The organism is Pseudomonas argentinensis, from assembly GCF_001839655.2.
Classification (GTDB): domain Bacteria; phylum Pseudomonadota; class Gammaproteobacteria; order Pseudomonadales; family Pseudomonadaceae; genus Aquipseudomonas; species Aquipseudomonas argentinensis_B.
In genome coordinates this window covers 3,951,617-3,970,569 of record NZ_CP056087.1, presented here as the reverse complement: position 1 = coordinate 3,970,569, position 18,953 = coordinate 3,951,617, and the positions used below count along the sequence as shown (strand labels likewise).

Sequence of the window (18,953 nt, the reverse complement as noted above, 5' to 3'; positions counted from 1 at the left end):
CATGCAGCGATTTCATCGACTGACGCTGCTCGGCCTCAGCGTCGCCCTGAGTGCCTGCACCCTGGGCCCGGATTTCCGCAGCCCCGAGGTCCACCTGCCGGACGCCTGGGCCTTGCAGCAGGCCCCGGTACGCAGCCAGCCCGAGGCGGCCCAGGTGCAGGCGCGCTGGTGGGACAGCTTCGCCGATGCGCAGCTCTCGGCCTTGCTGCAGCGCGCCGTGGCCGGCAACTTTGACCTGCAACTGGCCGCCAGCCGCGTTCAGCAAAGCCGCGCCGTGCGCCGGAGCAGCGGCGCCGCCCAGGGGCCGAGCCTGGATGGCCAGGCCGGCTACAGCCGCGCCCGCAACAGCCAGGTGGGCCTCAACGACCCGTCCGGCAATGCCGGCAAGGACGACTACAGCCTCTGGCAGGCCGGCCTGGGTGCCAGCTGGGAGCTGGACCTGTGGGGCCGCGTGCGCCGGCAAGTGGAGGCTGCCGATGCGCAGCTCGCCGGCAGCCAGGCACTGCGCGACGGCGTGGCGCTGTCGGTGCTGGCGGAAACTGCCAGCGACTACATCCAGCTGCGCGGCGCCCAGCAACTGCGTTTGATCACCGAACAGAACCTGCAGATCGCCCAGCGCAGCCTGACCCTCAACCAGACGCGCCTGGACGACGGCGTGGCCACCCACTTGGAAGTGGCCGAGGCGGCCTCCCGGGTGGCGTCCCTGGAGGCACGCCTGGAGCCGCTGCGCCTGCGCGAACGGCGGCTGGGCAACGCCCTGGCGCTGTTGCTCGGCCAGGCCCCCGGCAGCCTGCAGGCGGAATTGGGCGAGACGACCGAGATTCCCAGGGGGCCGCTACGCGTGCCGGTCGGCCTGCCCAGCGAACTGGCCAGCCGCCGCCCGGACATTCGCCAGGCCGAGGCCCAACTGCATGCGGCCACCGCCAGCATCGGCGTGGCCGAGGCGGACTTCTATCCGCGCATCACCCTGTCCGGCGACCTCGGCCTGCAGGCGTTGCAGCTGGGGGACCTGGACGGCTGGTCCGCCCATCGCTTCGCCATCGGCCCGGCGATCAGCGTGCCGCTGTTCGATGGCGGACGCCGGCGCGGCACCCTGCAATTGCGCGAGGCGCAGCAGCAGGAATCGGCCGTCGCCTACCAGCGCACCGTGCTCGGCGCCTGGCACGAAGTGGACGACGCCATGGCCGCCTACCAGGCCCAGCAACGTCGCCATGACCGATTGCAGGAAGCGGTCGAGCAGAGCCGCGTGGCCCTGGCCAACGCCGAGTTGCAATACCAGCAGGGCACGGTGGATTACCTCAACGTGCTGAGCGTGCAGCAGGCCTTGCTGAGCAGCGAGGAAGACTTGCTGGACAGCCGCCAGGCGACCTGCCTGGCGCTGGTCGGCCTGTACCGCGCCCTGGGTGGCGGCTGGGAGCAGCACGCCGCAGGCGCATAAACCCAGGCCAAGGAAGCGGCATCGGCAAGCTAGGCGCTTTTCAGGTAGAGCGCGTAGAACTCCAGGGTCGCCACGTTCTTGTCCTTGGCTTCGAACATGATGTCGAAGCGATCCAGGAACTGCAGCACGTAGCGATTCGTCCATTCGTTCCACATCCGCGCGCTGTGGCCGTACAGCTCGCGCTTGGGCGCCACCGCCAGCACCTCGGGCATTTCCAGCTTCTGCCCGGCACTCAGCCCCAGTTCCTGCAGGCGTTCCTGGGGTTGCGAGAGGTGCATGGTCGGGCGTACCCCGCGCCAGCTGTCGATGATCCGCGCCACGCGCTCGCTGTGCGGGTCGATGTAGTCGTCCTCGTGGATCCAGCAGTGGTGCACGTCGAGCACCACGGGGGCGAGATCGGCCAGGGCCAGGCAGGCATCCACGCCGTAGGTCTTCTCGTCATTCTCGAAGGTGATGCACTGGCGCGCCTCATGGGACAGCCGCGGCCACACCGCGCGAATGCCGTCGCCGCCCAGCTTGCCGGCGATATGCAGGTTGCACTTGAAGTCCTGAAAGGTCCGCCCGTAACCCATCATGCGGATCATGTCGGCGTGGTATTCGAACTCGGCGAGGCTGTTTTCCACCACATCGGGGCGATCCGAGCCCAGCACGCAGTACTGGCCCGGGTGCATGGACAGACGAATGTTGGCGGCGCGCGCCACCTCGCCAATGGCTGCGAAGCCCTCGATCAGGCGCTGCTGCATCTCCGCTTGCTGGTAGAAGGCGGCGACCTTGGGGTGGCTGTAGAACGGCAGCAGGTCACTGCTCAGGCGCAGCATCTGCAGCGGCTCGGGCAGGGTGACCACATAGGCGAGCAGGCGCAACTGGGCCAGCAGGTTGTGCTCGACGATTTCCGCGAGCTTGTCGTGGGCCACGGCGGGCGCCACGCTGTCCATCCAGCGCAGGGTGGTGGTGCGCGGGTTGAAGGCAGCCTCGATGATCTTCAGCTCGCCGGCTGGCAGGCTGCGGTCAGGGTGGCGGTACTGGCAGGCGAAGCCAATGCGGGGTACGGGCATGGACGGGTCTCGGAATCAGGGCTGCAGACGAAATCTGACCACGGGCGTGGCCGCGGCGCTCCCGGATTAATTGCGCACCCAGCGCTGCCGCGTCCAGCCACTGAAGGCATCCACCGCCAGCACCAGCAGCAACATGGCGAGGATCACCGTGGCGGCCTGGGCTTCCTGGAACAGGCTCAGGCTGACATAGAGCATCTGCCCCAGGCCGCCGGCACCGACGAAGCCCATGATCGCCGCCATGCGGATGTTGTTCTCCCAGCGGTACAGGCTGTAGGCCAGCAACTGCGGCCACAACGCCGGCAGGGTGCCGTAGCAGAACGCGGCCCAGGCGCCGCCGCCCTGCAGGCGAATGGCGTCCGCCGGCTCCGGCGGGGTGTTCTCCAGGGCCTCGGCGAACAGCCGGCCGAGCACGCCAGCGGTGTGCAGGGCCAACGCCAGAGTGCCGGCGTTGGGGCCCAGGCCTGCGGCCAGCACCATCAGCACCGCCCACACCAGCTCGGGAATGGCGCGCAGGGCATTGAGCAGCAGCCGTGTGGCAGCCTGGGCGAGGGCACCCAGGCGACCGGCTGCCGGCAGCGCCAGCAGTAGGCCGAGCAGGGCGGCGAGCAGCGTACCCACGGCCGACATGGCCAGGGTTTCCATCGCGCCATGGGCGGTGGCCTGCAGGTGGCTGGCGCTGAAGTCGGGGCTGAGAAAGCGCGCGGCGTAGCTGCCCATCTGCCCGAGGCTGTCGGCGCCGAACAGGCCGGCCAGGTCCAGGCCGAGATAGACGAAGGAGCCGACCACCGCCGCGGCGATGCCCAGCACCAGCAGCAGGTTGCCCAGGCGCCTCATGTGAACCTCCCGCGCAGCAGGCGGCTGAGCTGGTCAGCCAGCAACACCAGCACCAGAAAGGTCAGCAGCATGCTGGCCACTTCGGCACCGGCGAACATGCGCATCGACAGGTCGATTTGCTGGCCCAGGCCGCCGGCACCGACGAAACCCATCACCACCGAGGCGCGCACCGCACATTCCCAGCGGTACACCGTGTAGGAGGTCAGCTCCGCGGCGGCGGCCGGCAGCACGCCATAGGCGAAGGCGGCCAGGCGCCCGCTGCCGCTGTGCAACAGGGCGTGCACCGGGCGCAGGTCCACCGACTCGAAGATTTCCGCGTAGACCTTGCCGAGCATGCCCGCGTAGGTGATGGCGATGGCCAGCACCCCGGCGGTCGGTCCCAGGCCCACGGCGCGCACGAACAGCAGCGCCCAGACGATTTCCGGCACGCTGCGCAGCACGATCAGCGCGCCGCGCACCGGCCAGCGCAGCCAACGGCCCAGCGCACTCGACTGGCCCGCGCGCGAGGCTGCCGAGAGCGACAGCGCACGGCTGGCCAAGAGGCTCGCCGGCACCGCCAGCAGCAGCGCCAGGGCCATGCCGGCGGTGGCGATGGCCAGGGTCTGCAGGGTGGCGTCCAGCAGCAGGGTGAGGAAGTCCTCATTGTGGGCCGGTGGCCAGAAATCCTTGAGAAAGCTGCCCATGGACCCGGCGCTGTCCGGGTGCAGCAGCACGCCCAGATCCAGTTCGGCCAGCTGCATGCCCGGCCACAGCAGGGCGATGGCCAGCAGCGCGAACGCCAGGCGCGGCAGGGCAGCGGGGTCGCGGTGAGCGTGGTTCAGCATCGCGCCGCCCAGGCCCCCGGCGCAGGCTCATCAACGCGGGTTGTGCTCAGCTGTTCGTTGGCATACAGCGCCTGCAGGCGTTCGGGGTCGACTTCGCCGGCCGGCAGGTCGAAGGTGATGCGCCCGTCACGCACACCGACGATGCGCGGAAAATGCGCCAGGGCCAGTTCCACCGTGTGCAGGCTGGCGACCAGGGTCACCCCGCCGGCTCTGGCATGGCTGACCAGCAGCGACAGGGTGTGGTCGGCCAGCCGTGGATCCATGGCCGAGACCGGTTCGTCGGCGAGCAGCAGTTGCGGCCCCTGGTACAGGGCGCGGGCGATGCCGACACGCTGCAACTGGCCGCCGGAAAGTTGCCCGCAGCGGGCGAACAGCTTGTCACCCAGGTCCAGCTTGTCCAGCTGCGCCCGGGCGCCGGGAACGTCCAGTGGGTGCAGCAGGTTGACCAGGCTCCTGGCCAGGCCCCACTGGCCCAGGCGCCCGGCCAGCACCGCGGTGACCACCCGCTGGCGCAACGGCAGGGGCGGCGCCTGGTGGATCAGGGCGATGCGCGTGCGCAGGCGTTGGCGCTGGCGGGCAGATAGCTGCCATGGGCATTCGCCCAGCACCTGCAGCTCGCCCTCGCTGGGCGCCAGGGCCGTGGCCATCAGGTTGAGCAGGCTCGACTTGCCGGCACCGGACGGGCCGATGATCGCCACCCGCTCACCCTGCTCGACGCTCAGGTCGATGCCCTGCAGCGCCTGCACGCCATTACCGTGCCTGAGCCCGACGGCGGCCAGGCGCAGGCTCATTTCAGCAGGTCGGCAGCGCGGGCAGCCTCTTCGATGCCCCTGTAGTTCTCGGGTTTGGTCTCGATGAAGCGGCTGGCCGCCTGCAGGTCGAGAATCGCCTTGTGCGCCGGGTTGGCCGGGTCGAGGGCCAGGAACGCCTGCTTGATCTTCTCGGCCAGCGCCGGGTCGAGGGAGCCACGCACCGTCCAGTTGTAGTCGAAATAGGTCGGTGTGGTGGCGAAGACCTTGACCTTGGCGGTGTCGACCTTGCCGCTCTTGACCAGCTTGTCCCACACGCTGGAGTTCAGCACCCCCGCGTCGACCTTGCCGGCCTGTACCCAGGCAGCGGTGGCGTCATGGGCGCCGGAGTAGGCGACGCGGCTGAAGTAGCCCTCCGGCTTGATGCCGTCCTGCAGCATGAAGTAGCGCGGCATCAGGCTGCCGGAGGTGGAGGAAATCGAGCCGAAGGCGAAGGTCTTGCCCTTTAGGTCCTTGAGCGATTTGACCTGCGGGTCGGCGCTGATGAAGGTGCTGGTGAAGGCGGCGTCCTGCTCGCGCTGCACCAGGGGAATCGCGTTGCCGGTCTTCAGGTTCACCTGCACGAAGGTGAAGCCGCCCAGCCAGGCCATGTCCAGGCGATCGGTGGCCAGGGCCTCGACCACGGCCGGGTAGTCGGCCACCGGTACGAACTCGACCTTCATGCCCAGTTGCTGCTCCAGGTAGGCGCCCAACGGCTTGAACTTGCGCAGCAGCTCGGTGGGGGCTTCATCGGGAATCGCCGAGACGCGCAGGGTTTCGGCGGCATGGGTGGTAAGGGCAGCGGCGGCCAGGGCAAGGCCGGCGACCAGCGACAGGGTGCGCTTGAGCATGGAGTTCTCCGGTTCAATAGCGGAAAAAACGGCAGCAGGCGCTATGGAGCGCGCTGCAAGGGAATAGTGTGAGCGCGGCGATTATAGGAGCCGACGCGAGAAAGACCAGCTTTGCCGGGGGCAGTCGTCGTTTCATCGCCCAACCTGGGCGGCTCGGGGACGTGCGGCCGTGAATGAAATGGCCACAGCCCCTATAATCCGCCGCCTGGTTTTCCGTTGATGAGAGTCCGTTGATGAGAGCGTTGCCATGAGTGAGCCGATCCGCCTGACCCAGTACAGCCACGGTGCCGGCTGCGGCTGCAAGATTTCCCCCAAGGTGCTGGACGTGATCCTGGCAGGCAGCGGCGCGCAGAATCTGGACCCCAGGCTATGGGTTGGCAACGCCTCGCGCGACGATGCGGCGGTCTATGCGCTCGATGAAGAACGCGGGGTGGTGTCGACCACCGACTTCTTCATGCCCATCGTCGATGATCCCTTCGACTTCGGTCGCATCGCCGCCACCAATGCGATCAGCGATATCTACGCCATGGGCGGCGACCCGCTGATGGCCATCGCCATCCTCGGCTGGCCGGTCAACCTGCTGCCGCCGGAGGTCGCCCGCGAGGTGATCCGTGGCGGCCGCGCGGTCTGCGATGCCGCCGGCATCCCCCTGGCCGGTGGCCACTCCATCGATGCCCCCGAGCCGATCTTCGGCCTCGCGGTGACCGGCGTGGTGAGCAAGCAGCACATGAAGCGCAACGACACCGCCAGGGCCGGCGACACCCTGTACCTGACCAAGCCCCTGGGCATCGGCATCCTCACCACCGCCGAGAAGAAGGCCAAGCTGCGCGCCAAGGACGTGGGCCTGGCCCGCGACTGGATGTGCACCCTCAACAAGCCGGGCAGCCGCTTCGGCAAGCTGGCCGGCGTCAACGCCATGACCGACGTCACCGGCTTCGGCCTGCTCGGCCACCTGGTGGAAATGGCCGACGGCGCCAGCCTTACCGCGCGCCTGGACTACGCCGCCGTGCCGCGCCTGCCGGGCGTGGAGCATTACCTGGCCGAAGGCTGCGTGCCCGGCGGCACGCTGCGTAACTTCGACAGCTACGGCGAGCGCATCGCTGCCCTGAGCGACAGCCAGCGCGACCTGCTCTGCGACCCTCAGACCAGCGGCGGCCTGCTGATCGCCGTCAGCGAAGCGGGCCAGGCCGAGTTTCTCGCCGTGGCCGCCGAACTGGGCCTGCACCTGGCGCCCATCGGCGTGCTGGTGGAGCGACAGCGCCACGCCGTCGAGGTGTTCTGATGCGCGAGGATGCCCGTGACTTCCGTGCCCTGTTCCTCGATGGCGTACCGATGATGGATACCCGCGCGCCGGTGGAATTCACCAAGGGCGCGTTTCCCGGCGTGGTCAACCTGCCGCTGATGACCGACCTGGAGCGCCAGAAGGTCGGCACCTGCTACAAGCAGCACGGCCAGGAGGCGGCCATCAAGCTGGGCCACCAACTGGTCGGCGGGCAGACCAAGGCCGAGCGGGTCGAAGCCTGGGCAGCCTTCGCCCGTGCCAACCCGAACGGCTACCTGTACTGCTTTCGCGGCGGCCTGCGCTCGCAGATCGTCCAGCAATGGCTGCGCGAGGCGGGCATCGACTACCCGCGTATCACCGGCGGCTACAAGGCGATGCGCACCTTCCTGCTCGACACCCTCGAAGAAGCCGTGGCGCAGTGCCGCTTCGTGGTGGTCGGCGGCATGACCGGCACCGGCAAGACCGACGTGCTGGCCCAACTGCCCGATGGCCTGGATCTGGAAGGCCATGCCAACCACCGCGGCTCCAGCTTCGGCAAGCGCGCCACCGGCCAGCCGGCGCAGATCGATTTCGAGAACGCCCTGGCCGTGGACATCCTGCGCAAGCGGGCGGCGGGCATCGAGCGATTCGTGATCGAAGACGAAGGGCGCATCGTCGGCAGCTGCAACGTGCCGCTGTCCCTGTATCAGGGCATGCAGGGCTACCCGCTGGTGTGGCTGGAAGACAGCTTCGAGGGGCGGGTGGAGCGCATCCTGCGCGACTACGTGATCGACCTGTGTGCCGAGTTCACCGCCGTCAACGGCGAGGAGCGCGGGTTCGATCTGTTCGCCGCGCGCCTGCTGCAGAGCATGGACAACATCCACAAGCGCCTGGGCGGTGAACGCCACCAGCGCCTGCGGGCGATCATGGTCGACGCCCTCGGCGCCCAGCAACGCAGCGGCGCCGTGGACTTCCACCGCGACTGGATCGCCGGCCTGCTGCGTGAATACTACGACCCCATGTACGCCTACCAGCGCGACAGCAAGGCCGAGCGCATCGTCTTCGCCGGCGACGAGGCCGCGGTAGTCGCCTATCTGCGCGATGCACATTAGACCCACCGCCACGTAGCCGGCATGGCGGACTGTTCGCTACGCTACGAGCGGCCGGCGTCCCGGTCCGCCCTACGTGGCGGATTGGCCTGATGAGCAGACGTAGGGCGTACTCGCGAAGCAGTACGCCTTGTGCCTGCATGAGTAGACTGTTGGTTGGCTTTCCGAGACCGACTTGCGTGCCTGGTCTAGGCTCTACTCGTTAGAACCGTCAAGGATGACGCCCATGCCCAACTATCGCCGTGCCTGGAGCCCTGGCGGCACCTACTTCTTCACCCATGCCCTGCGTGTTCGCCATGGCAACGATCTGCTCGTGCGCCACATCGACACCCTCTGTGAAGCCGTGCGTGTCGTGCGGCGACGGCACCCTTTCGAGATCCACGGTTGGGTAGTATTGCCTGATCACTTCCATTGCCTGATCGAACTGCCGCAAGGCGAGGTGGATTTCGCACTGCGCTGGCGTTTGATCAGGATGCGCTTCTCCCGAGCCAAACCGGCAGATGAGTGGCGTTCGGAGATTCTCCTGCGTCGGCGGGAGCGGGGTATCTGGCAGCGTCGCTACTGGGAGCATCTTGTTCGTGACGAGGAGGATTTCAGGCGTCATCTCGACTACATCCACATCAATCCGCTCAAGCATGGCCTGGTGCAGCGAGTAGGCGATTGGCCCTATTCCACGTTTCACCGGTATGTCGAATGCGGCCTCTATCAACCAGACTGGGCCGGAGGCCCAGAGACGGACGCAGGCCTGTATGACGATTGACCTGAACCATAAGCGATTATGCCTACCGCATTCTTGATGTAGGGCGTACCGGGCGGCGTTCCGTTCGCGAAGCAGTACGCCACGTGCCGTAATGGCGGACTGTTCGCTGACGCTACGAGCGGCCGGCGTTCCGGTCCGCCCTGCGTCCTATCAGTGGGTGCGGAAGTGTCCGCTGCCGGGTTTGAAGCGTGTTGCCATGAGCATCAGCACCAGCGTGGCGGCGGCCATCATCAGCCAGCTCAGGCGCAGGTCGTTGGCGTACTGGCGCAGCAGGCCGGCGAGCAGCGGCGAGGTGGCGGCGATCAGGTAGCCGCCGCCCTGCACGAAGGCCAGCAGGTCGCCGGTCTGGCGCGGATCGTCGAGATGATCCTGGGCGACCACCAGCGACAGCGGAAACAGTGCGCCGATCCCGATGCCAATCAGCACGCAGATCACCGCCACCAGCGCCAGCGGCGCAAGCACCAGGGCGATCAGCCCAAGCAGCAGGCAGACCAGCACGACACCCAGCAGCACCCGGCGATCCGGGCAGCGCGCCAGCAGGCTCGAGGCCAACAGGCCGGCGGTTACCTCGCAAAGCGTCAGGGCGGCCAGCAACAGGCCGCTGGACTCGGCGCTCCAGCCCAGCGACGTGTAGTAGGGCGGCAGCCAGGCCAGCACCAGGGTGTAGCCCGCCGTGCCGACGCCGAAAAAGGTCATCAGCAGCCAGGCGCGTGGCGAGCGCCAGGGGTTGAGCGGGGCCGCCGAGCCGCTTGTGGCCGGCTCGTCTGCCGGCGCGGCGCGCTTCCACACCAGGCAGGCGACGATGGCCGGCACGGCCCAGGTGGCTAGCGCCCAGGACCAGCCCAGCCACTGCGCCAGCCAGGGCGTGAGCGCCGCACCAAAGGCCGCGCCGCCCATGATCGCGCAGCTGTAGAAGCCGATCAGCCGGCCGGCATCATGGCTGAAGCGCGCCTTGATCAGGCCGGGCAGCAACGCCTGCACAGAGGCGATGCCGGCGCCGGCCAGCAGGGCGCTGATCAGCAATGGCGTGGCGCTCGGCAGCAGGCCACGGGCCAGGCAGGCGAGGGCGATCAGCAGGGTGCCGAGCCAGATGCCGCGTCGCTCGCCGAGGCGCCCGCGCAAGAACGTGGCCGCCAGGGCGCCAAGGCCCATGATCACGATCGGCAGGCTGGTCAGCAGGCTGGCGCCCACGTGCCCCAGGTGGGTGTCCAGCTGGATGCGGTCGAGCAGCGGGCCCACCGCCGCCAGCACCGGACGCAGGTTCAGGCCCAGCAGGATGATCGCCAGCAGCAACAGGGTCTGGCGTTTCATTGCGCCTTCTCCTGGGCGCCGCGCCAGGCCACCAGCAGCACGCCGCTGACGATGCACAGCCCGGCCAGCAGCATCGACAGGCTGCCCTGTTCGCCCAAGAGACCGATGGCCATGGCGGCGCCGAGCACGGCGGCCACCGAGCCGATCTGGCTGAGGAACACTGCGCCGGCGAGCTTCTGCAGCACGAAGAACAGGGCGTAGACGATGGCGAACAGCGCCATCTGCACCAACAACAGAAGCACGGCGGTGTGATTAGCCAGCTGCGGCGCCAGGTCGACGCCCAGCAGTCCCATGGGCAACAGCAGCAAAGCGCCGCCCAGCAACATGCCCGGCGCCAGGGACAACGGGCTGGCGCCGCTCGGCCAGTAGCGAGAACGGTAGATGTTGCCCATGGCCAGGAACAGTGGGATCGACAGTGCAGCCAGTACCCACAGGCGAGGGGCGTCGCCATCCTGCAGCTTGCCCAGGGCCAGCAGCACGCTGCCGACCAGGCCGATACCGATACCCAGCAGGCGAATGCGGCTCGGCGGCTCCATGCGCAGCCCGAGGGCCATCAGGTAGGTGAACAGCGGCGGAAAGGCCAGGCACATCGACGCGAAGCCGGCGCCCACATGGCCGATGGAACTGAACAGCAGGCCATTGGGCAGGGCGATGCTGATCAGCCCGGCAATCAGGTAGTAACGCAACAAGGGCGGCGTTACGCCCGTGCGCTCGCCACGCAGGCGTACCAGCACCAGCAATGCCAGGCCGCCACCGAGCAGGCTCCACAGCAGAAAGGCCAGGGGCTGCCAGCCATTCAGGCCGGCCAGTTTCACCAGGTTGCTGGTCAGGCCCATCAGGGCGCCGATTACCAGCAGCAGAAGCAGCGCCAGGTAGGGTCGCTGCAGGGGCTGTTTCATGCCTGTCTCCAAAGCTGATCTACGATAAGATGCAAACATTCTTTTTGAAAAGTATCTTGATGGCAAGATAAATCGAGGGCGACATGCTGGATCGAGCACAACTGGCCGCCGAGCAATGGCGTGAACAACGCCCGGATCTGGACGGCTTCGCCATGGCGGTGATGGGCAGGCTGGGCGAGCTGACCCAGGTGATCAGCCGCGACCACCTGGCGCCGTTCTTCGCCAGCCATGGCCTGCAGGCTGGCGAGTTCGACCTGCTCGCCACCCTGCGCCGCGCCGGCGAGCCCTATGCGCTCATGCCCACGGCGCTCTACGAAAGCGCGATGATTTCCTCGGGTGGCATGACCAGCCGCATCGACCGTCTGGAAAAAGCCGGGCTGATCGAGCGGCGCAAGCACCCCTCCGACCGTCGCGGCATCCTGGTGGCGCTGACGCCAGCGGGCTTTGAACTGATCGACAGCATGCTCACCGCCCACGTTGCTAACCTGCAGCGCGTTCTGGCCGCCCTCAGTGACGAGGAAAAACAGCAGCTGCATGCGCTCACCGGCAAGCTGCTGGCCAACCTGCAACCGGGTGAATGAAAGGAATCGACCCTGTCGCTCACGGCATTGATCATCGGCGTGATCGCTCAGATCACCTTCGCTGGCCTGCAAGGCCTGATCGTGGTGTTTTCCGGCGCCGCCATCGCCAACAACAGCGAATTGACCCCTTTCCAGGACCGCCTGCTGTCGAGCCTGATGCTGCTGCTCCCTGGCATCTCGCTGGGCACCGCCGGCCTGCTGGTGATCGGCTACCTGAGCGCGGCGCCGTGGCTGTCCAACCTTTGGCACCTGCTGCCGGTGGTGGCGTTCGGGCTGTATCTGCTGTTCGTGCTGTACCTGAATCGTTGAGCGGGTAGCGCAGGGCAGCCGGCGACATGCCGCGGCAGTGCGCTGACTGGTGCGGTGCGGGCGATGTCCACCTGCGCCAATCAGCGCTCGGCTGCTAGGAGCGCGCGCGGCAGGCGGGGGCTATCAAACGCTCGAAATGCTCCAGCGAATGCGGGCGACCCAGGTGATAGCCCTGAGCCTCGTCGCAGTGAATGCCGGCCAGGTCACTCAATTGGCCGGCGCTCTCCACGCCTTCTGCCGTCACGGTCATCGACAGGGCACGGCCCAGGCCGATGATCGACTCGATGATGGCAATGGCGGTGGTCTTGGTGTCGCCCTGCAGGTCCGCGATGAAGCTGCGGTCTATCTTGATGGCGTCGAAGGGGTAGGTGCGCAGGTAGCTGAGCGCCGAATAACCGGTGCCGAAGTCATCCATGGACAAGCGAACCCCCAGGCGCTTTAGCTCCAGCATGATCTGCAGGGCGGTAACGGAGTCCTTGATCATCACGGTTTCGGTGATTTCCAGTTCCAGGCGGCCAGGTGCCAGCTGCGTCGATTCCAGTGCCTGACGCACACGCGCCACCAGATCGCCTCGCTGGAATTCGACCGGCGACAGGTTGACCGACACCTGAAGGTTGTCGGGCCATTGGCTTGCCGCCTTGCAGGCGTTGTGCAGAACCCAGTCGCTGAGGGCAATGATCAGGCCGGTCTCTTCGGCGATGGCGATGAAGCTGTCCGGCATCAGCAAGCCCCTGATCGGGTGCTGCCAGCGCACCAGTGCCTCGGCGCCGGATAGCGCCTGCCGGCTGATGGTGTAACGAGGCTGGAACTGTAGAAACAGCTCACTGCCGCGTAGTGCGTTGCGCAGGTCGGTTTCGATCTTGCGGCGGTTGACGATGCGCTCGTTCATTTCGCTGGCATAGAACTGCCAGGTATTTCTGCCGGCGGCCTTGGCTTCGTAGAGTGCGATATCGGCGTAGCGCAGCAGTTCGCTCGCCTGCATGGCGTCCTGCGGCGCAATGGCCACGCCGATGCTGGCGCCCAGCAGCAGCTCGTGCTCACCGCTGACGATCACCTTGCCGATGGAGTCGCAGATGCGCGCGCATAATGGTTCCAGCTCGGCCCGTTGCAGCGGGTCATCGATCACCAGCACGAATTCGTCGCCGCCGAGCCGGGCCACCATATCGTCCTCGCGCACGCATTGCTTGAGCCGCTGGGCCACCTCGAAGAGCACTTCGTCGCCAATCGAATGGCCGAGGGTATCGTTCACCGGCTTGAAACGGTCCAGGTCCAGGCTCAATAGGAATACCCGGCCTTGCGGATTCTCCAGTTTGCTCTGCAGATGCGCTTGCAGGTAGCGGCGATTGGGCAGGCCGGTCAGCGCATCATGGTGGGACAGGTGGCTGATCTGGCGTTTGGCTTCGACTTCTTCGGTGATGTCGGTCACCGTGCCCTGGTAGCCCAGGTGCTTCGCCCCTTCGGCAATGATGCCAATGGACAGGGTGCAGTGCCGCGAGACGCCTTGCGCATCGGCATAGGAACATTCGATCTGCCGGCGCGGCAGGCTCGTTTGCGAGGAGGCCTGGGCATGGGCGAGGAAGGTATGTGGCGCCATGCCGAGTAGCTCATGGAGGTACCGGCCTTGCCAGGCGCTGACGGGCAGACCGGTCATGGCCGTGAAACGCTCGGAAATGAAGGTGAGGCGCCCCTCGTTATCGGTCTCCCAGATCCAGTCGGAGGTGGATTCGGCAACCGAGCGAAAGCGCCCCTCACTGACGCGCAGGGCGTCCTGGCTGGCATCGAACAGTGCAGAGGCCTTCAGCATGCGGCGCTGCAGTGCCCGCATCACCAGGGCGAACACGATGGCGATGAGCACCAGCAAGGGCAGCAATGCGGTCAGAAATGCATCGCCGGGCCGAGCCGGCGTCCACGTCAGGAAGTAGGTCGAGCCGAATGCCGACCCCAACTTGAAGTACGGGTCTTCGCTGCCCGGGTCGCTTACCGCATGCAGGTCAGCCAGGTTGGCGGCAAGGCCAAGCGCCTGGATGTCCATGATGTCCACGAACAGCATGACGGAGGTGGCGGACAGCGATTGCGCGTCGCTCATCCCTTCTGATTTGATCGCCGCCGCGTAAACCCCGGCGACGGCATCACCGACCGGGTAGTAGCCGAAAGCCGCCTGATCACTGGCAGCCTGTTGCCGGGCTGCTTCGATCAGCGGCGTGAAGTCGGCGGAGATGAAATCCGCGGCACCCAGGGGGCTTAGCTCGCCCCTGACCACCGAGTAGCGGGTTGCTTGCGCCGGGTCGATGATGAACGCGCCATCGATCGAAAAGCTCGAAAACAGCGACTCGCCCATGTTGTCCCGCCCATAGGCCCAGTCGATATCGACCTGGCCGCCGCCCACCTTGGCATGGGCGTCGTCCCAGAAGGCATAGTCCATCACCGTGATGCGCAGCGAACGGCTGATGGATCCCACTGATTGCGCGAGGGCCAGTTCGTCATGTTCGATCTGGGCGAGGTTTTTCTGATAAGCGATGGCAATCAGCGCAGCACAGGCAATGGCGAGCAGGCTCGCCATCAGCAACGCAAACCCGGCTGCGAACTTTCGCGTCATTTCGGTATGGCTGCGCATACCGCCGACATCCTCTGGCATCAAAGACTACCTTCAACTCATTGCAATTGATTCTGGCGTAGCGCCAATTCCTTCTTATCGGCTGCCCGCGGCTTTTCGTTAAGGGACGGCGGTACCGCCTGGCGGCATTGCGCGTGCCGGCCCGTGCCAGCCGACCTTTGGCGAAGAGCGTATCCGGTAGGGTGGATGATGCTTCCTGGTTGGATCGGAGAAGCGTGATCCACCCTAGGGTCGAAGCTATTGTGGAAGAGGGCCGAGACGTTCAGTCCATGCCGGTGATTTCGGGCGCATGGCGCCCTCGCACAAAGGCGGACGCCGAGCATCCTGGGACGGTATTTCCACGCACTTGGTAGGCCGGGTGACGCTCTTTATCCGTCCACCGCGAGAAGTTGCAAAGGTGGACAAGCAAAGCGTTGTCCGCCCTACGCAAGCCCGCTAGAGCCGATGATGCTCGATCAGAAAATCCACGAACAGCCGTACCCGCGCCGGCATCGTCGGGCCGCCGACGAACACCGCGTGAATCGGTTCCCGTCCGCCGGGGTTGTAGGCTTCGAGCAGCTGCACCAGGTCGCCGCGCCCGATATCCTCGTTGACCGTAAAGGCGCCAATGCGGGCGATGCCGGCGCCGACCCGGGCCAGCTGCGCCAGGGCTTCACCGCTGCTGCATTCGATGTTGCCGCACACCTTCAGGGAGAACACCTCGCCGTCGCGTATGAACGGCCAGTTGGGCTCGGCGCGGCGGAAGTTGAAGCGCAGGCAGTTGTGCTGCAGCAGGTCTTCCGGCGCCTGGGGCGTGCCGTGGCGCGCCAGGTAATCAGGCGAGGCCACCACGATCTGGCCGGTTTCGCCGACCTTGCGCGCGGTCAGCGGGCTGTCCGGCAGCGGGCCGAAACGCACCGCCACGTCGGCCTGGCCGCCGAGAATATCCACCACCTCATCGCCCAGGGTCAGGTCGACGACGATGTTCGGGTAGCGCGCGCTGAAGGCCGCCACCAGCGGTACGATGGCCAGCCGGCCGTGACCGAGCGCGGCACTGACACGGATGCGCCCCTTGGGCACGCTCTGGTCGGCGATGGCATCCTCGACCTCGGCCAGGTCGGCGAGAATGCGTCGGGCACCGCGCAGGTACGCCTCGCCTTCGGCCGTGAAGGTGATCGCCCGGGTGGTGCGCAGCAGCAGGCGGGTGCCCAGACGCTGCTCGGTGCGGGCGATGATGCGGCTGACCGCCGAGGGCGTCATGCCCAGGGTACGCGCCGCCGCCGACAGGCTGCCTTCCTGCGCCACGCGCACCAGCACTTCCATCTCGCCTGATCGGCCGCCTACGTCCATTTGTGCCTCCGCAGCAAAGGTGTTTGCCAGAAAAGCGGTCTACCGCCCGTGAGAGCGGGATCGTAGCATTCGCGGCATAGATAAGGAGCCTCTCATGCGTATCAATCCACCCCTCGTCGCACTCGCCATCGGTGCCTTCGGCATCGGCGTTACCGAGTTCGCCCCCATGGGCATGTTGCCCGGCATCGCCAGTGACCTTGGCGTGTCGATTCCCGCCGCCGGCCTGCTGGTCAGCGCCTATGCCATCGGCGTACTGATCGGCGCGCCGCTGATGACCCTGACCACCGGCAAGATCCCCCGGCGCTATCTGCTGATCGGGCTGATGGCCATCTTCACCCTGGGCAACCTGATGTCCGCCCTGGCCACCGACTACACCAGCCTGCTGATCGCCCGCGTGGTCACCTCGCTCAACCATGGCGCCTTTTTCGGCGTCGGCTCGGTGGTCGCCGCCAGCCTGGTCGCCCCGGATAAACGGGCCGGCGCGGTCGCCGCGATGTTCATGGGCCTGACCCTGGCGACCATCGGCGGCGTACCGCTGGCTGCCTGGTTCGGTGAGTTGCTCGGCTGGCGCACGGCGTTCTGGGGCATTGCCGGCCTCGGTGTGATCACCATGCTCGCGCTGTGGTTCGCCTTGCCCAACGTCGAGCTGCCGAAGAGCGACGGCGTGCTCGCCGAGATCCGCGTGCTGGGCCGTGGCCCGGTGCTCGCCGCGCTGGCCCTGACCGTGGTCGGCTCCAGTGCGATGTTCACCGTGTTCACCTATATCGCGCCGATCCTCAGCACCCAGACCCATGCCTCCACCGGCTTTATCACCGCCATGCTGGTGCTCTATGGCGTAGGCCTGACCCTGGGAAACATGTGGGGCGGCAAGGCGGCGGATCGCTCCATCGACCGCACTCTGATCGCCTCGCTGGGCGCGCTGATCCTCGTGCTGCTGGCCTTTACCGTGCTGATGCGCTGGCCACTGCCGGCCGCCGTGGCCATCCTCATCTGGGGCATCGCCAGCTTCGCCATCGTGCCGCCGCTGCAGATGCGCGTGATGGAAGCCGCCAAGGACGCGCCCAACCTGGCCTCGGCCGTGAACATCGGCGCCTTCAACCTGGGCAATGCCGTTGGCGCGGCCCTGGGCGGCGCGGTGATCAGCGCCGGGCTGGGCTACCCGGCGATCTCCCTGGCCGGCGCGGCGATGGCAGCGCTGGGGCTGCTGATGGTGCTGGGGTTTGCCTGGCGAGCCAGAGCGGTGGCGCCGGCGGTATGCCGTTGATTTGGGTGTAAGGCTGCTAGGGCGTACCGGGCGGCAGCGAAGCAGTACGCCTTTGTCTTGTCAGGCGGACCGTTCGCTGGCGCTACGAGCGGCCGGCGTTCCGATCCACCCTAGGCGCTGCTGTGAACAGGGTAGGGGCCACGGTTCGAGATGAACCGTGGCCCTTTGCGTTTGTGGCGAGGCGTGTAGCGCATCAGACCGACGGCAGTCGCCAGAAGAATCCTCAGATTGACATATCGGTAAATCTCGATATTATCGCGCCATGGACTTGATCGACGTATTCAAAGCACTCTCGAACCGCACGCGCCTTGAGATTCTCAAGGGCCTGAAGGATCCCGCGAAGAACTTCCCGCCACAGGATGAAGGCGACGTTCACACGGTGGGGGTGTGCGTGAGCAGCATTCAGGAAGGCGTGGGGCTGTCGCAGTCGACGGTGTCCGACTACCTGGCGACGCTGCAGCGGGCGGGCCTGGTGGAGGTCAGGCGCATCGGGCAGTGGACCTATTACAAGCGCAACGAGAAGGCCATCAGCGCGCTGGCCGAGCTGATAGGCAAGGAGCTGTAGTTTTTTTATCCTGGCGTATCGGTAAATCCCGATATTCCTTTTTTCCGAAGCGAGGGCTTGCCATGGGCTGAGCACGTAGCAAAAGCGGCGTAAATTTTTTGCCTCAATATATCGAAAAATCCCGATATCCCTTTTTCCAGAAACGAGGAATCAACAATGAAAGCGCAGATACTCAACGCCTTTGGCGGCCCGCAAGCATTCCAGTTGGCCGACGTGCCCAAGCCCGTGCCGCAAGCGGGGCAGGTGCTGGTGCGGGTGCACGCCACCTCCATCAACCCACTGGATTACCAGGTACGCCGCGGCGACTACCGCGACCTGGTGCCCCTACCCGCTATCACCGGGCACGACGTATCCGGCGTCGTCGAGGCGGTCGGGCCGGGTGTGACCAATTTCGCGCCGGGCGACGAAGTCTGGTACACGCCGCAGATCTTCGATGGCCCCGGCAGCTATGCCGAGTATCACCTGGCTGACGAAAACATCGTCGGCAGCAAGCCTTCCTCGCTGAGCCACCTCGAGGCGGCCAGCCTGACCCTGGTCGGCGGCACCGCATGGGAAGCGCTGGTGGTGCGCGCGGCGCTCAGGGTGGGCGAGCGCATCCTGATTCATGGCGGGGCGGGTGGCGTCGGCCATGTGGCGATCCAGTTGGCCAAGGCCATGGGCGCCAAGGTGTTCACCACCGTGCGTGAAGCCAACTTCGAATTCGCCTGCAGCCTGGGTGCCGATGTGGTGATCGACTATGCGCAGGAGGATTACGTCCTGGCCATCCTGCGGGAAACCGGCGGGCAGGGCGTCGACGTGGTGTTCGACACCATCGGTGGTGACACCCTGGCGCGCAGCCCCGACGTGCTCGCCCAACTCGGCCGCGTGGTGTCGATCGTCGACATCGCCCAGCCGCAGAACCTCCTGCAGGCCTGGGGCAAGAACGCCAGCTACCATTTCGTGTTCACCCGGCAGAACCGCGGCAAGCTCGATGAGCTCAGTGCCCTGATCGAGCGCGGCCAACTGCGGCCACACCTCGGTGCGGTGTACTCGCTGGCCGATATTCCGCTGGCCCATGCGCTGCTGGAAACGCCCAACAACGGCCTGCGCGGCAAGATCGCCATCGCCGTGGTGCCAGAGGCGCTCCCCGACACCAACATCCAACCGTCGAGCTCACGCTGA

The 18,953-nt window shown here is 66.6% G+C and carries 18 protein-coding genes; 9 read left to right on the top strand and 9 right to left on the bottom strand.

From position 1 onward, the window contains the following. Window position 1: 1 nt before the first annotated feature. Window positions 2-1,438: an efflux transporter outer membrane subunit gene (locus SA190iCDA_RS17865; RefSeq protein WP_070885755.1), complete on the top strand. Its 1,437-nt coding sequence runs from the start codon at window positions 2-4 to the stop codon at window positions 1,436-1,438. Between the two features lie 29 nt (window positions 1,439-1,467). Here SA190iCDA_RS17865 and SA190iCDA_RS17860 read toward each other — a convergent pair whose 3' ends face one another. The 5 genes from SA190iCDA_RS17860 to SA190iCDA_RS17840 form a co-directional block, all read right to left on the bottom strand. Beyond that, a complete protein-coding gene (locus SA190iCDA_RS17860; RefSeq protein ID WP_070885400.1) occupies window positions 1,468-2,493 on the bottom strand; it encodes a UV damage endonuclease UvsE in 1,026 nt (341 codons plus the stop codon). A gap of 66 nt (window positions 2,494-2,559) precedes the next feature. After that, entirely contained in the window at window positions 2,560-3,327 is a 768-nt protein-coding gene (phnE, locus tag SA190iCDA_RS17855) for a phosphonate ABC transporter, permease protein PhnE (protein WP_070885399.1), read from the bottom strand. Then, window positions 3,324-4,151 (bottom strand): PhnE/PtxC family ABC transporter permease, encoded by an 828-nt coding sequence (locus SA190iCDA_RS17850; RefSeq protein WP_070885398.1) that lies wholly within the window; start codon window positions 4,149-4,151, stop codon window positions 3,324-3,326. Before SA190iCDA_RS17850 ends, phnE begins: the two co-directional genes overlap by 4 nt. After that, window positions 4,145-4,942 carry a phosphonate ABC transporter ATP-binding protein gene (locus SA190iCDA_RS17845; protein ID WP_070885397.1) on the bottom strand — a complete coding sequence of 266 codons (798 nt, stop codon included), beginning with the start codon at window positions 4,940-4,942 and terminating at the stop codon, window positions 4,145-4,147. The genes SA190iCDA_RS17850 and SA190iCDA_RS17845 overlap by 7 nt, the downstream gene beginning before the upstream one ends. Then, window positions 4,939-5,790, bottom strand: coding sequence for a putative selenate ABC transporter substrate-binding protein (locus SA190iCDA_RS17840; RefSeq protein WP_070885396.1), 852 nt, complete (start codon window positions 5,788-5,790; stop codon window positions 4,939-4,941). The genes SA190iCDA_RS17845 and SA190iCDA_RS17840 overlap by 4 nt, the downstream gene beginning before the upstream one ends. Before the next feature lie 247 nt (window positions 5,791-6,037). Between SA190iCDA_RS17840 and selD the strand changes: the two genes are divergently transcribed. From selD to SA190iCDA_RS17825, 3 genes are all read left to right on the top strand, one after another. After that, window positions 6,038-7,072 carry a selenide, water dikinase SelD gene (gene selD, locus SA190iCDA_RS17835; RefSeq protein WP_070885395.1) on the top strand — a complete coding sequence of 345 codons (1,035 nt, stop codon included), beginning with the start codon at window positions 6,038-6,040 and terminating at the stop codon, window positions 7,070-7,072. Further along, complete coding sequence (gene mnmH, locus SA190iCDA_RS17830; protein WP_070885394.1) at window positions 7,072-8,163, top strand: tRNA 2-selenouridine(34) synthase MnmH; 1,092 nt, start codon at window positions 7,072-7,074, stop codon at window positions 8,161-8,163. The genes selD and mnmH overlap by 1 nt, the downstream gene beginning before the upstream one ends. Before the next feature lie 223 nt (window positions 8,164-8,386). Continuing rightward, window positions 8,387-8,920, top strand: coding sequence for an REP-associated tyrosine transposase (locus SA190iCDA_RS17825; RefSeq protein ID WP_070885393.1), 534 nt, complete (start codon window positions 8,387-8,389; stop codon window positions 8,918-8,920). 150 nt (window positions 8,921-9,070) lie between these two features. Here SA190iCDA_RS17825 and SA190iCDA_RS17820 read toward each other — a convergent pair whose 3' ends face one another. Both SA190iCDA_RS17820 and SA190iCDA_RS17815 read right to left on the bottom strand, forming a co-directional pair. Next, window positions 9,071-10,231 carry a cyanate transporter gene (locus SA190iCDA_RS17820; protein ID WP_070885392.1) on the bottom strand — a complete coding sequence of 387 codons (1,161 nt, stop codon included), beginning with the start codon at window positions 10,229-10,231 and terminating at the stop codon, window positions 9,071-9,073. Then, window positions 10,228-11,130 (bottom strand): DMT family transporter, encoded by a 903-nt coding sequence (locus tag SA190iCDA_RS17815; protein WP_070885391.1) that lies wholly within the window; start codon window positions 11,128-11,130, stop codon window positions 10,228-10,230. The genes SA190iCDA_RS17820 and SA190iCDA_RS17815 overlap by 4 nt, the downstream gene beginning before the upstream one ends. 83 nt (window positions 11,131-11,213) lie before the next feature. Between SA190iCDA_RS17815 and SA190iCDA_RS17810 the strand changes: the two genes are divergently transcribed. Beyond that, a complete protein-coding gene (locus SA190iCDA_RS17810; protein ID WP_070885390.1) occupies window positions 11,214-11,711 on the top strand; it encodes a MarR family winged helix-turn-helix transcriptional regulator in 498 nt (165 codons plus the stop codon). A gap of 39 nt (window positions 11,712-11,750) precedes the next feature. Next, a complete protein-coding gene (locus tag SA190iCDA_RS17805; RefSeq protein WP_139159466.1) occupies window positions 11,751-12,020 on the top strand; it encodes a hypothetical protein in 270 nt (89 codons plus the stop codon). A gap of 94 nt (window positions 12,021-12,114) precedes the next feature. Here the strand turns inward: SA190iCDA_RS17805 and SA190iCDA_RS17800 are convergent, their stop codons facing one another. Continuing rightward, window positions 12,115-14,634 (bottom strand): EAL domain-containing protein, encoded by a 2,520-nt coding sequence (locus SA190iCDA_RS17800; RefSeq protein WP_170833937.1) that lies wholly within the window; start codon window positions 14,632-14,634, stop codon window positions 12,115-12,117. A 435-nt stretch (window positions 14,635-15,069) separates the two neighbouring features. Further along, window positions 15,070-15,963: a LysR family transcriptional regulator gene (locus SA190iCDA_RS17795; protein ID WP_070885388.1), complete on the bottom strand. Its 894-nt coding sequence runs from the start codon at window positions 15,961-15,963 to the stop codon at window positions 15,070-15,072. 94 nt (window positions 15,964-16,057) lie between these two features. On the opposite strand from SA190iCDA_RS17795, the gene SA190iCDA_RS17790 reads away from it, so the two are divergent. The 3 genes from SA190iCDA_RS17790 to SA190iCDA_RS17780 all read left to right on the top strand — a co-directional run bounded on the left by SA190iCDA_RS17790 (window position 16,058) and on the right by SA190iCDA_RS17780 (window position 18,953). Further along, window positions 16,058-17,227 (top strand): MFS transporter, encoded by a 1,170-nt coding sequence (locus tag SA190iCDA_RS17790; RefSeq protein WP_070885387.1) that lies wholly within the window; start codon window positions 16,058-16,060, stop codon window positions 17,225-17,227. Between the two features lie 262 nt (window positions 17,228-17,489). Then, window positions 17,490-17,792, top strand: a complete 303-nt coding sequence (locus SA190iCDA_RS17785; RefSeq protein WP_070885386.1) for an ArsR/SmtB family transcription factor — start codon at window positions 17,490-17,492, stop codon at window positions 17,790-17,792. A gap of 156 nt (window positions 17,793-17,948) precedes the next feature. Then, window positions 17,949-18,953 (top strand): zinc-dependent alcohol dehydrogenase family protein, encoded by a 1,005-nt coding sequence (locus SA190iCDA_RS17780; RefSeq protein ID WP_070885385.1) that lies wholly within the window; start codon window positions 17,949-17,951, stop codon window positions 18,951-18,953.

Excerpts from the sequence above, each read along its gene's own strand:
- SA190iCDA_RS17795 (WP_070885388.1), bottom strand. The coding sequence starts at position 15,963 with ATGGACGTAGGCGGCCGATCAGGCGAGATGGAAGTGCTGGTGCGCGTG.
- SA190iCDA_RS17845 (WP_070885397.1), bottom strand. The coding sequence starts at position 4,942 with ATGAGCCTGCGCCTGGCCGCCGTCGGGCTCAGGCACGGTAATGGCGTG.
- selD (WP_070885395.1), top strand. The coding sequence starts at position 6,038 with ATGAGTGAGCCGATCCGCCTGACCCAGTACAGCCACGGTGCCGGCTGC.
- SA190iCDA_RS17820 (WP_070885392.1), bottom strand. The coding sequence starts at position 10,231 with ATGAAACGCCAGACCCTGTTGCTGCTGGCGATCATCCTGCTGGGCCTG.
- SA190iCDA_RS17860 (WP_070885400.1), bottom strand. The coding sequence starts at position 2,493 with ATGCCCGTACCCCGCATTGGCTTCGCCTGCCAGTACCGCCACCCTGAC.
- SA190iCDA_RS17825 (WP_070885393.1), top strand. The coding sequence starts at position 8,387 with ATGCCCAACTATCGCCGTGCCTGGAGCCCTGGCGGCACCTACTTCTTC.
- SA190iCDA_RS17810 (WP_070885390.1), top strand. The coding sequence starts at position 11,214 with ATGCTGGATCGAGCACAACTGGCCGCCGAGCAATGGCGTGAACAACGC.
- SA190iCDA_RS17815 (WP_070885391.1), bottom strand. The coding sequence starts at position 11,130 with ATGAAACAGCCCCTGCAGCGACCCTACCTGGCGCTGCTTCTGCTGCTG.
- SA190iCDA_RS17840 (WP_070885396.1), bottom strand. The coding sequence starts at position 5,790 with ATGCTCAAGCGCACCCTGTCGCTGGTCGCCGGCCTTGCCCTGGCCGCC.
- SA190iCDA_RS17800 (WP_170833937.1), bottom strand. The coding sequence starts at position 14,634 with ATGCGCAGCCATACCGAAATGACGCGAAAGTTCGCAGCCGGGTTTGCG.
- mnmH (WP_070885394.1), top strand. The coding sequence starts at position 7,072 with ATGCGCGAGGATGCCCGTGACTTCCGTGCCCTGTTCCTCGATGGCGTA.
- SA190iCDA_RS17850 (WP_070885398.1), bottom strand. The coding sequence starts at position 4,151 with ATGCTGAACCACGCTCACCGCGACCCCGCTGCCCTGCCGCGCCTGGCG.
- SA190iCDA_RS17790 (WP_070885387.1), top strand. The coding sequence starts at position 16,058 with ATGCGTATCAATCCACCCCTCGTCGCACTCGCCATCGGTGCCTTCGGC.
- phnE (WP_070885399.1), bottom strand. The coding sequence starts at position 3,327 with ATGAGGCGCCTGGGCAACCTGCTGCTGGTGCTGGGCATCGCCGCGGCG.
- SA190iCDA_RS17865 (WP_070885755.1), top strand. The coding sequence starts at position 2 with ATGCAGCGATTTCATCGACTGACGCTGCTCGGCCTCAGCGTCGCCCTG.
- SA190iCDA_RS17785 (WP_070885386.1), top strand. The coding sequence starts at position 17,490 with ATGGACTTGATCGACGTATTCAAAGCACTCTCGAACCGCACGCGCCTT.
- SA190iCDA_RS17780 (WP_070885385.1), top strand. The coding sequence starts at position 17,949 with ATGAAAGCGCAGATACTCAACGCCTTTGGCGGCCCGCAAGCATTCCAG.